This is a genomic window from uncultured Streptococcus sp., from assembly GCF_963521865.1.
Classification (GTDB): Bacteria; Bacillota; Bacilli; order Lactobacillales; family Streptococcaceae; genus Streptococcus.
In genome coordinates this window covers 1-10713 of sequence record NZ_CAUQWY010000043.1, presented here as the reverse complement: position 1 = coordinate 10713, position 10713 = coordinate 1, and the positions used below count along the sequence as shown (strand labels likewise).

Below are 10713 nucleotides of genomic sequence, written 5' to 3'. Positions count from 1 at the left end.
CATCCTTCTCCTACCGATAACTATTTATTATCACTAGTATACCATAAAGTCATCTTTAGTAGCTTGATTTGTATAATGATTTTTTTAGTTAGAATTAAATGTTATTGGTCAACTATAAAGTAAAATACTGTTTTGAAATTATATCGAATACTTTTGAGTGAATTACAAACTTACAACAACTAGAGAGTTGTGTAGTTTGAAGGAAATAAGTACAGGTTTATTAGAAAAGTAACATTTTATATGATTATCACGAAAATTCTAATTTTAGAATTATACTTTCTATTAATTTAGAACCTGTTTTTTTATTTTTAAATGTTATAATAGTGTTATCAAGTAAAAGGAGCATACTATAATTGATAACAATATAAAATCCTTACGTAAAACACATGACTTGACCCAACCCGAATTTGCACGGATTGTAGGTATTTCACGTAATAGTCTGAGTCGATATGAAAATGGAACGAGTTCAGTTTCTACGGAACTAATAGACATCATTTGTCAAAAGTTTAATGTATCTTATGTCGATATTGTAGGGGAAGATAAAATGCTTAATCCTGTTGAAGATTATGAATTGACTTTAAAAATTGAAATTGTGAAAGAAAGAGGTGCTAATCTATTATCTCGACTCTATCGTTATCAAGATAGTCAGGGAATTAGCATTGATGATGAATCTAATCCTTGGATTTTAATGAGTGATGATCTATCTGACTTGATTCATACGAATATCTATTTAGTAGAAAATTTTGATGAAATAGAGAGGTATAGCGGCTATTTGGATGGAATTGAACGTATGTTAGAGATATCTGAAAAACGGATGGTAGCCTAATGGAAATCCAAGATTATACCGATAGTGCATTCAAACATGCTTTAGCTCGGAACGTTCGCTCACTGACAAGAGGAAAAAAGTACAGTAAGTAACCTATAGCGATAGAAGGTGTATCCAGATGGCTCATTCCTTATCTCAGAAACCAACTACAATGGCAATCCAAACTATACCTTCCATATTATATCTGGAGTGGATAGTAGCTGAGTTTTACGTATATGACGAAATAAGAAAATAACATAGAATTTTTCTAATTTTTTTGGTATAATAAACTAAAAAGTATGGGGGGCAAGTTATGATTCAACGTTTAAATGTAAATACTGAAGTTCTATCTACATATATTCGTAACTCTAATACTCCTATCGAATATTTACGACAAAAATTACCTAATATTGATAAGTTTTTAAAAGGGGAATTAGAGCCTACCTTTAATCAAGTATATGCACTTTCTAAACTGATTAATATTCCTACTGGATTATTGTTATTAAAAGAGCCTATTTCTGCTAGTTCTTTGAATGTTGATTTTAGGACATTCAATTCAGAACTTTTATCTGATATTAGTTCTGAATTAAAAGATACAATTATTGAAATGCAAGAGAAACAGGAATTTTTGAAAGAAATAGTTGAGAATGAGTGCCCTTTTGTAGGTATCTTTACTTTTGATGATGATTATTCAGATGTAATTTTGAAAGCAAGAGAATTGTTAGGAAATGAAATTACCAGAAAAAGATTTGATAATTATAGAAAAATACTCGGTCAATTAGGAATTTTCATATTTTTAAATGGTAAGTATAAGGATAATACACATCGTCCGTTAAATCTAAATGAGTTTAGAGGTTTCGTGTTATCTGATAAGAAGGCTCCAATTATTTTTATTAATCAGTTGGATTCGAAGACTGGACAGTTTTTCACATTAATTCATGAGTTTGTCCATTTATTATATGGGGATAGTGATCTGTTTGATGGTGAAGATTCAAAAAAACGAAGTAAGACAGAAGCAATAATAAATTCAATAACAGCTGAGATTTTAGTTCCAAAAGAATTAATTAGTGATATGTTTGACAATCAAATAGATATCAGAACCAGTCTTGATAGTTTATCTAGAAAATTTGAAGTAAGTAAGTTTGTTATTTTAAGACGACTATATGATTTATCAATGGTTTCAAGAAAGGACTTTATGTCTTTACAAAATGAACTTGAAGCTGAATTTAAGTTAATTGAAAATATTAAAAAAAATTCTGGTGGAGGTAATTATCACAACAACCTTCTATTTAGAATGGATTCTAATTTTTTCAATCATGTGAATAATGCTGTTCAGCAAAATAAAATTACTTATACAGATGCTTTTGGTATCGTAGGGGTTGGATATAAAGGATATAAAATATTAAGCAGGGGAGGATGATAAATGTATTTATTAGATTCAAATATATACATAAACTTTTATGATAGATATTATCGTAAAGATTTTTTTCCTACCTTCTGGTCAAACTTTGCTGGTATTTTAAACTCAAGTGTTGTGATTCCAAAAATTGTAATCTCGGAAAATTACCAAGATGACTGGTTTAGAGACTGGTTAACGAATAACTACACTAAGTCCATAATTGATCATAAGTCTTATGTGGTAGAGTGGAGTGCCATTATTCAGCATATCCAGAGTAGTCCTTACTATAAAGATGCAGCGCTTATGTCACAAAAAGGATGGGCAAATGCTGATATTGCGGATCCATGGTTGATAGCTATTGCGAAAAGTATGAATTATACTATAGTTACTGATGAAGTGAAAAATGTGAATTTAAATTCTACAAACCCTAGCAAAAATGCTAAAATTCCAGATGTGTGTGACCAATTAGGAGTAAGATGTATCTCAATGAATGAGTTCTTTGAGGAAATTGGTTTATCTGTTTAAAAAGTCCTCTTTTATGAGCTCGCTGAAAAAGTCATCAACTTGATGACTTTTTTGTTATACTAGAGATGAGATGAAATAATTTAAGAGTCACAAGGCTCTAAGCTCTTTAGAACGAAGACAAACGTCATTTTTGGCGTTTGTTTTTTGTTATGGCTTCAAGCCAGTTTTTCTCGTAGAGAAAAACCTGACAAGGCTTCTAGCTTCCATTTATTTTTCCAAGTATAATCTAATTGTTCAGGTTAGATAAAGGAGGAAAAATAAATGGCTAAAACCAGTTACAGTTTATCACATACCAAATGGATGTGAAAATATCATATAGTTTTTACACCTAAGTATCGCAGTAAGACGATATATTACAAAGTAAGGTCGGATTTGATAGATATTATCAAACATCTATGCCGTTGTCGTGGCGTGGAGATTATCGAAGGTCATATGATGCCGGACCATGTACACCTGCTTGTACTGATACTTCCCAAACTTTCGATTTCCGATTTTATTGGGTATCTCAAGAGTAAAAGTGCATTGATGATATTTGATAAGCACGCTAATTTAAAATATAAGCATGGAAATCGAAAGTTCTGGGCTAGGGGATACTATGTAAGTATCGTTGGACTAAACGAAAAGACCGTAGCTAAACATATTCGCGAGCAGGAAAAGAATGACATTGCACTCGATAAGCTGAGTGTAAAAGAATATGAAGATCCGTTTTCTGATGGCGGATTTAGAACAAGGTAAAAGCCCGTTTTGACGGCATAAGTCAAGTAATATAGCACAACCTGAACGAAGTTCAGCGAGCGTCTTTAGACGCCGCTGGAGAGAAACGGCTTATAGCCGGTGTACAAGCCACCCGTTTTCACGAGTGGTTATGACTTTGGTATTCTCGTAGTGCTTGAGGGTTATTTTTCATCTGTAACACCTCCTTTCTATAATTGTTAAATGCGTAGGTCAATGTTACTCTTGAATTTTACTGATGACACGTTACTTAGGGCGTTGCCTTAAGTATATCTGTTTGCTGGCTGTTAGAATCGCCAGTTTACTGTCAAAGCTAGTAGAGCTGCAGCCTTCGGGAGATTTGCCTCCGGCAATCTCCCTCGTCTTTGTCTTCTAGCTTTGACAGTAATTAACGAAAACTTTATCATAAGCTATACATTGATTATCATAGACTTTGTATAACCGTTTTGGTATAATTGAGGTGGTTTTATAATAAAGCTCCAAATGATATAGTAGAGCTTTATTAGCTAGCAATTATGCACTTAAAAATATTGTGAGATGCCAAAATAATACCATTTGGATATAAATATAATACTATCCTTTTGGTTATAAGTCAATAAAAAGTATGGAAAAACTTAAATATGTTAAAAGATAATTTAAAAAAAGAAAGACTTAATAATGGATTAACTCAAGCTCAAGTTGCAGAAAGATTAGGGGTATCACAAGCTCAATATGCTAGGTGGGAAAATGGGGGAAGAAATCCTAAGTACGTAACAATCCAAAAACTAGCTGATATTTTTAATACCACAACGGAAGCATTAAATGGAAGATATGACGGAATTGAAGTAATTGTAAGATTGCTTAGAGAATATGATTTGACAGATGAAGATAAAAACGAAATATATAATATGGTAGAGCAATACCTTAAGGAGAGAAAATATGAGTAGCGTTTATGATAAATATGTGCGTCCGATTATATATTTTTTTGTTATCGCATTTGTTAAACTGTTTGTTGATGTTGTAGTCATCACAGCTACTGATTGGAAATATACTAATTTAATTTTTTTTGAGGCATTTTTTGCTTCTTGTTATTTGTGTTTTAGATATATAAAACAAAGTAAAAAACAACAAGAAGAGGTGGGATTAAATACCCAATTTAATTTTTCGCTTTATAAAAATATTCATTATAAAATTTACAAATCACGATTTATCAGGTTTTTAAAAGATAATAAACTCATGTTGGTATTTTTATTTCTGTCTAATGGAGATTTGTTATCTATCATTGAAAACTTAAATAAAGAATTTCTTCCTATGATTAACAAAATAGAATTAAAGAATGAATATTTACAAAAGAATTTCTTCGATTTTCTATCGTATTTGAACTATCATCAAATTCTTGTTAACTTCTTGTTCAGTTGTTATTTTTGCCTGATTGTACGGATTTTTATTAACCAAATTGATTTCCAATTGATTGAAACAGTTAGTTCGCATAAGGAGGGTGGGAATGACAAAAAGTAAATTAATTAGGGATATTGCTGAAGAATCTATTAGTTTAGAAAGCGCACTTTTAAGATTAAGAGTAATTACGTATTCATTAAAAAATTCTGAACTGCAAAAATGGATTGAAAATGAGTTAAGAGGATATAAGATAGATGATGAAATTCCTCAGTATAGGAAAGGTATTGCGTATTATATAAGATACTCAGGGATAAATAGAAATTTTACAGTTAGGTCAGCACCACTGTCAGAATCATATTTTACAGATGAAATAAAAAAATTTTTAAGAGAACGGCAAATTACTAATGGTATAGGTACGATTGAGCGTAATTTATCAATAGAAATGAGATATGACCTAATTGAACTTGCCCCAATGGTTTATAGTGCAAGTAAATGTGCTATTCAGTGTTATACATTAGAACAAGTAGTAAATAAAGCTAGTTTAGAGAATATCTTAAGTAATGTGAAAATAAAGTTGATTGATATATTACTAGATTTAGAATCGAAGTTTGGTGAACTAGACCAGTTAGATATTGATGTAAAATGTATTAGTAGTGAGGAACTACAAACAGTAAATGAAACATTGTTAGATAAAATTTATTATGATGGGAAAAGAGAAAACTATGAGTGAGTTCTTAAGTTACTTTTTGAATAATTCGACGTTATTAGGTGCATTTATTTCAATAATATCTTCATCGATTACTCTGCTTATACAAGCATATATCAAGAAGTATTTGATGGAACAAGGGGAAACCAATATTTACTATAAAACAGTTTACAATAAAATTTCATCAAATCCTTGGGGGTTTTATAAAGAAAATAATGAACTATATTTTGACCTACCACTATGGATTGAAATCCATAATACAAAAGGAACTAGACAGATTGTGAGAAATCTAAATTTATCTTTATATTCGGCTGGAAAATTTGTTTCTAAAACAAAACAGTCAACGCATTCTAGGAGAACTGTTTTGGGAGATAATGGTTCATATTCATTCTTAGTTGATGCAGGAGAAATAAAAAGATATGACTTGGAATTCATTATAGAAGGGAAAGATATAGACTTTCATGACTTTGATGAAGTTAGATTATCTTATTTTGATACAAATGATAAGTATAAAGAATATAAAATATTTGAAATTAAAGATTCATGGAAACAGTCTAATTATAAAATAAGTGATGATTGGAAAAAGTTACAGTAGGAGAAGAATATGGATTTTGAAAAGTTTGAAAAAAATAATAGGTTTCAACTACTCAGAAATAAAATATTAAGAATAAGTGATGGTGACCTAGTAAAAAAAGACTTAATCTCAGGATTAATGCTATTAAGTATAATTGCTTATATTTTAGGAACTATAAAATTTTTATGGGATAATTTGTTGGCAGTTTTATTTAATGATTTAATTATCTATGCAACTGTTTTGCATACTAATATTAAACAACTACTCAATTATTTAATAGGGTATTCTACGAGAATAGATTTGAGTGAATTTCCTGAATTAAAGGTTCCAAATATTGGAAATACGTTAAATGTTTTCGGTGTCCTAATAATAAGAATAATAATTGTTGGTATTATACTCTTCATCATTTATCGGATGTTTAAGCAAGAAAGTTTCATTAATCAAATAATTAAAAGTCTTGCAATAATTATCTTTTCAGTTATAGTTTATGGTGAATATCAGATTACAATATTCATTGGAGTAATTATCATTTCACTCCCTTTAACACAACTTGGTAAAGGGAGTGTATATAGGTTTCTATGCAATATAATTCTATTTCTAGGGCCATTAAATCTTATAGAGAATGATAGATTTGATGGAAATCAAATAGATACAATAAAAACATTAGTTCAAGTTCTAGCATGCTATATAATTTCTTTAATAGTTTCCGTACTATTTAAACTACCATTTGGTATTTGTCTGTTGTTAGTCTTAGTTTTAGTAATGAGATTCGGCCTACAATTTCAAACAAAGAATCCGCATTTAGAAATTCTATTAAAATCCATTATCTATATTTTAGTATTTACTACTGTATTGTTAACTGAACAAATAAAGGATAATGAAAGCATCTTTACGGTATTATTTGCGTTATATTTTGCGCTGGATAGATTTTTTAGTTTATACAATGAAATAGAAACTCTTGTAAAAAAAGATGAAATTAATTATTATTTGTATTTTGATAATTCATTTGAACTTTTAGAGCAAAAATATTTAACTGATGAATTTTTAGTAGCTACAATTGCTGAAATAGATGAGATTAAATTATTGGGTCAATTAATAATAAGAACAGAACTTGAGATGAAAGATAGTTTCGAAAACTTATTACAATTAATTAGAGAAAAAAGAAAAATAGAATATGAGAATTACCAGTTATTAATATTATCACTTGAATATAGAATAAAGAAAAAAGAAAATGAAAAACTTACAATAAAAAATTTCATTAAAAACAAATTAAATGATGAAAAATTGCTGGACAACCAAAAGGTACTCCCAATAGAATTTTTAGTTCTCTATGGTGAGGAATTAAAAGTACAAAAGCAATATAAAAGAGCTACTGAATTTTTGAGATTTTCAGGATATTATAGTTCGTATTATTATATAGAGAGTTATAATGAGTGTATGCAAAAAATTGAAAAGAGAAAAAAATAATTCTTTAAATGAGTTTTTTCGTATTGCAATGCGTGGTAGCTTTCGGGTAGCTAAAGAAACAAAATGAACTATTTTTCTATCGGTATACATAAAAAGAATGTTGATTTGACAGCATTCTTTTTTATTTCTAATGTATTCTCGGAATTAGAACTTGGGGCGTATTAAACTCTTGATTTTTTCAACAAGCTATGGTATTCTTTTGTTAGTTAATAAACTTACAAAAAGGAGAACAAATGTTTTCACCTACTAAATTAAAAGAAAAAAGAGAAAGTCAAGGGTTATCGCAATCACAACTTGCATCCAGTTTGGGAATCAGTAGAGCCTCATACTTTAATTGGGAATCAGGTAAAACGAAACCGAATCAAAATAATCTAACCAAATTGAGTCAGATTTTGAATGTTGATCCTCGATATTTCGAATCAGAGTATGAAATAGTAGAAACCTATCTCAAGTTAACGGAAAATAATCAAAAAGCAACACTTCATTATGCTACAGAACTGTTGAACAAACAGAATGCCAAGGTTGTAGAAATTCCTGAGCGTTTCGCTTATAAAGTTTACGAAAAATTATCAGCTGGTACAGGAACAGCTTATTTTGATGATGGTAATTACGATACAGTTTATTTTAATCATCAATTTGATTATGACTTTGCATCATGGGTGTTTGGAAATTCAATGGAACCGACATATGAAAATGGTTCTGTAGCCCTTATTAAGCAAACAGGATTTGATTATGACGGGGCTATTTATGCGATCGATTGGGATGGTCAAACCTATATTAAGAAAGTGTATCGTGAAGAAAATGGGCTTCGTTTAGTTTCACTCAATCGGAACTATTCAGATAAGTTTGCGCCTTATGATGAGAATCCTCGCATTATAGGGAAAATAGTTGGGAACTTTATGCCTTTAGAGGACTAAGTATGACTTGGTTTGATTATAGTCTCGAACCTAAAAGCGATATTGCCTTTATTGATATGAAATCTTTTTATGCAAGTGTAGAGTGTGTAGATAGAGGCCTGCATCCACTTAAGACTTCACTTTGTGTTATGAGTCGAGCAGATAATTCTGCGGGGTTAATCCTTGCTTCCTCTCCTATGTTTAAGAAGGTATTTGGGAAATCAAATGTTGGACGTTCCTATGATTTACCATTTGATGTAAAGACTAGAAAGTTCTCTTACTATAATGCTAGAAAACAAGGGTTACCGACAACGATAGACTATGTCCGTTATATAGAGGAGTGGGCAAAATCAACAGTGATTGTTCCTCCGAGAATGGATACTTATATTGCAGTCAATATGGAGATTCAAAAAATCTTTCAAGATTTTGCAGCACCAGACGATATTTATCCCTACTCAATTGATGAAGGATTTATCGATTTAACCAGTTCATTAAATTATTTTGTGCCTGATAAAAGTATTAGTCGGAAAGATAAATTAGACATCATCTCAGCTGCTATTCAAAAAAAGATTTGGAGAAAAACAGGAATTTATTCAACGGTAGGTATGTCTAATGCCAATCCCTTATTAGCTAAGTTAGCACTAGATAATGAAGCTAAAAAGACTCCGACAATGAGAGCCAATTGGTCCTATGAAGATGTTGAAAAGAAAGTATGGTCTATCCCTAAAATGACAGATCTCTGGGGAATTGGGAATCGGATGGAGAAGAGATTACATAGTTTAGGCATCTTTTCGATTAAAGAATTGGCTAAGGCTAATCCTGACTTGATTAAAAAAGAGCTTGGTATCATGGGCTTAGAGTTATGGTTTCATGCTAATGGGATTGATGAAAGTAATGTTCATAAACCTTATAAGCCAAAGTCAAAAGGGATAGGGAACTCTCAAGTTTTACCTAGAGATTATGTCAAACAAAGAGATATTGAGATCATACTTCGTGAGATGGCAGAACAAGTTGCTGTTAGATTGAGAAGAGCTGGTAAGAAAGCAACTGTAGTTTCTATACACTTAGGGTATTCTAAAGTGGAACAGAAACGATCTATTCATACTCAAATGAAGATTAAACCAACTAATCAAACAGCACTACTGACAAACTATGTTTTAAAGTTATTTCACACTAAATATACTTCAGGAGCTATCAGAAGTGTTGCAGTGAGCTATTCAGGTTTAGTAGATGAATCATTTGGATTGATTTCATTATTTGATGATGTTGAGAAAATAGAAAAAGAAGAAAGGCTCCAGTCCGCAATTGATGCTATTCGAACAGAATTTGGTTTTACTTCACTATTGAAAGGGAATGCTCTGGATCAAGCTTCTAGAACAATTGCAAGAAGTAAACTCATTGGTGGTCATTCAGCTGGAGGATTAGATGGACTAAAATGATAAATCGTTCTTATTTGCCTTTTTTGTCTGCAAGAGAGTATCAAGACCGTGGGATGGGTAAGTGGATGGGATTCTTTTTGTCAGAACATTCAAGTTCTCTTTGGGAAGAAAAAAATAGAGAAGACATCTCCATTTCCCTGTCAATGGAAGAGAAAGTTCTATTTGTTCGTCAACTTTATACGAATGTATTCCTTGCAACTTTTGTTTCTAAGCTCTCAAATAGAAGAAAAGTAGTCTCGGGTATTGTTAAAGAGATTGGGAGAGAGTCTATATCCATTAAATCAGACTCTGGTTTTCTTCGATTAAGATGGGAAGATATACTCGATATACAGATAGAAGGGGTGGATTTATATGAATCGTAAAGAATTATATGATGATAAATTGCAGCTGGATTATTTTTCTGAATCTTATTTACGGTTTGAGTCAGATTTTTACAAGTATTCAGCTTTAGATATACCATTAACATTTATTACTGATGACATTTTACGCACAATGGCTATGTCTCAAAAACATTATTTTAAACTTAACAAAAGTAAATCTTTAGACGGTCGTGACCATTACTTTGTTTTTTCTATCAAGATGAACAAAGATAGTAGTGGGATTAGACAGTATGAGTATCAGATACATTGTTTTAAATTTGTGAGAATTTACTAATTTTTTATTTTAAAACATATAGTTATTTCAATCAATATATTTATCGGAGGTTTCGTATGATGAAAAAGATAAGAAGTTCATTATTCAATGTCATTAAGTTAGTGAGCTAACTCTTTAAATAGGAGATAGGATTGAGAAC

Annotated in this window: 13 protein-coding genes and 2 pseudogenes; all 15 read left to right on the top strand. The window is 30.8% G+C overall.

Annotated features, from left to right (window positions below):
• The first annotated feature begins 349 nt into the window (after positions 1 to 349).
• The 15 genes and pseudogenes from pezA to RWO85_RS08795 all read left to right on the top strand — a co-directional run bounded on the left by pezA (position 350) and on the right by RWO85_RS08795 (position 10574).
• A complete protein-coding gene (gene pezA, locus RWO85_RS08860; protein ID WP_314415391.1) occupies positions 350 to 826 on the top strand; it encodes a type II toxin-antitoxin system antitoxin PezA in 477 nt (158 codons plus the stop codon).
• A pseudogene (locus RWO85_RS08855) lies at positions 826 to 915 on the top strand (toxin PezT); the annotation flags it as partial. The gene pezA and the pseudogene RWO85_RS08855, both read left to right, overlap by 1 nt.
• Positions 916 to 931: 16 nt before the next feature.
• A pseudogene (locus RWO85_RS10400) lies at positions 932 to 1053 on the top strand (CHAP domain-containing protein); the annotation flags it as partial.
• Between the two features lie 65 nt (positions 1054 to 1118).
• Positions 1119 to 2225, top strand: coding sequence for an ImmA/IrrE family metallo-endopeptidase (locus RWO85_RS08850; RefSeq protein ID WP_314415387.1), 1107 nt, complete (start codon positions 1119 to 1121; stop codon positions 2223 to 2225).
• A 3-nt stretch (positions 2226 to 2228) separates the two neighbouring features.
• Positions 2229 to 2729, top strand: coding sequence for a DUF4411 family protein (locus tag RWO85_RS08845; RefSeq protein WP_000281040.1), 501 nt, complete (start codon positions 2229 to 2231; stop codon positions 2727 to 2729).
• Between the two features lie 315 nt (positions 2730 to 3044).
• Positions 3045 to 3464: an IS200/IS605 family transposase gene (gene tnpA, locus RWO85_RS08840; protein WP_314415389.1), complete on the top strand. Its 420-nt coding sequence runs from the start codon at positions 3045 to 3047 to the stop codon at positions 3462 to 3464.
• Positions 3465 to 4081: 617 nt separating this feature from the next.
• Positions 4082 to 4387, top strand: coding sequence for a helix-turn-helix transcriptional regulator (locus RWO85_RS08835; protein WP_314415386.1), 306 nt, complete (start codon positions 4082 to 4084; stop codon positions 4385 to 4387).
• The gene (locus tag RWO85_RS08830) at positions 4380 to 4958 is read left to right on the top strand and encodes a hypothetical protein (protein WP_314415384.1); all 579 of its coding nucleotides are present in this window, start codon (positions 4380 to 4382) and stop codon (positions 4956 to 4958) included. Before RWO85_RS08835 ends, RWO85_RS08830 begins: the two co-directional genes overlap by 8 nt.
• Positions 4945 to 5568, top strand: a complete 624-nt coding sequence (locus tag RWO85_RS08825; protein ID WP_004241055.1) for a hypothetical protein — start codon at positions 4945 to 4947, stop codon at positions 5566 to 5568. Before RWO85_RS08830 ends, RWO85_RS08825 begins: the two co-directional genes overlap by 14 nt.
• The gene (locus RWO85_RS08820) at positions 5540 to 6139 is read left to right on the top strand and encodes a hypothetical protein (protein ID WP_314415382.1); all 600 of its coding nucleotides are present in this window, start codon (positions 5540 to 5542) and stop codon (positions 6137 to 6139) included. The genes RWO85_RS08825 and RWO85_RS08820 overlap by 29 nt, the downstream gene beginning before the upstream one ends.
• A gap of 9 nt (positions 6140 to 6148) precedes the next feature.
• Complete coding sequence (locus RWO85_RS08815) at positions 6149 to 7585, top strand: beta-carotene 15,15'-monooxygenase (protein ID WP_314415380.1); 1437 nt, start codon at positions 6149 to 6151, stop codon at positions 7583 to 7585.
• Between the two features lie 233 nt (positions 7586 to 7818).
• Positions 7819 to 8502, top strand: coding sequence for a LexA family transcriptional regulator (locus tag RWO85_RS08810; protein WP_314415378.1), 684 nt, complete (start codon positions 7819 to 7821; stop codon positions 8500 to 8502).
• 2 nt (positions 8503 to 8504) lie between these two features.
• Entirely contained in the window at positions 8505 to 9920 is a 1416-nt protein-coding gene (locus tag RWO85_RS08805) for a Y-family DNA polymerase (RefSeq protein WP_314415376.1), read from the top strand.
• Complete coding sequence (locus tag RWO85_RS08800; RefSeq protein WP_314415374.1) at positions 9917 to 10282, top strand: hypothetical protein; 366 nt, start codon at positions 9917 to 9919, stop codon at positions 10280 to 10282. The genes RWO85_RS08805 and RWO85_RS08800 overlap by 4 nt, the downstream gene beginning before the upstream one ends.
• Entirely contained in the window at positions 10272 to 10574 is a 303-nt protein-coding gene (locus RWO85_RS08795; RefSeq protein WP_314415371.1) for a DUF5960 family protein, read from the top strand. The genes RWO85_RS08800 and RWO85_RS08795 overlap by 11 nt, the downstream gene beginning before the upstream one ends.
• Positions 10575 to 10713: the final 139 nt, after the last annotated feature.

What these genes read in the sequence shown, in the direction of transcription:
- RWO85_RS08850 (WP_314415387.1), top strand. Translation starts at nt 1,119, where the DNA reads ATGATTCAACGTTTAAATGTAAATACTGAAGTTCTATCTACATATATT.
- RWO85_RS08845 (WP_000281040.1), top strand. Translation starts at nt 2,229, where the DNA reads ATGTATTTATTAGATTCAAATATATACATAAACTTTTATGATAGATAT.
- RWO85_RS08835 (WP_314415386.1), top strand. Translation starts at nt 4,082, where the DNA reads ATGTTAAAAGATAATTTAAAAAAAGAAAGACTTAATAATGGATTAACT.
- RWO85_RS08830 (WP_314415384.1), top strand. Translation starts at nt 4,380, where the DNA reads ATGAGTAGCGTTTATGATAAATATGTGCGTCCGATTATATATTTTTTT.
- RWO85_RS08825 (WP_004241055.1), top strand. Translation starts at nt 4,945, where the DNA reads ATGACAAAAAGTAAATTAATTAGGGATATTGCTGAAGAATCTATTAGT.
- RWO85_RS08820 (WP_314415382.1), top strand. Translation starts at nt 5,540, where the DNA reads ATGATGGGAAAAGAGAAAACTATGAGTGAGTTCTTAAGTTACTTTTTG.
- RWO85_RS08815 (WP_314415380.1), top strand. Translation starts at nt 6,149, where the DNA reads ATGGATTTTGAAAAGTTTGAAAAAAATAATAGGTTTCAACTACTCAGA.
- RWO85_RS08810 (WP_314415378.1), top strand. Translation starts at nt 7,819, where the DNA reads ATGTTTTCACCTACTAAATTAAAAGAAAAAAGAGAAAGTCAAGGGTTA.
- RWO85_RS08805 (WP_314415376.1), top strand. Translation starts at nt 8,505, where the DNA reads ATGACTTGGTTTGATTATAGTCTCGAACCTAAAAGCGATATTGCCTTT.
- RWO85_RS08800 (WP_314415374.1), top strand. Translation starts at nt 9,917, where the DNA reads ATGATAAATCGTTCTTATTTGCCTTTTTTGTCTGCAAGAGAGTATCAA.
- RWO85_RS08795 (WP_314415371.1), top strand. Translation starts at nt 10,272, where the DNA reads ATGAATCGTAAAGAATTATATGATGATAAATTGCAGCTGGATTATTTT.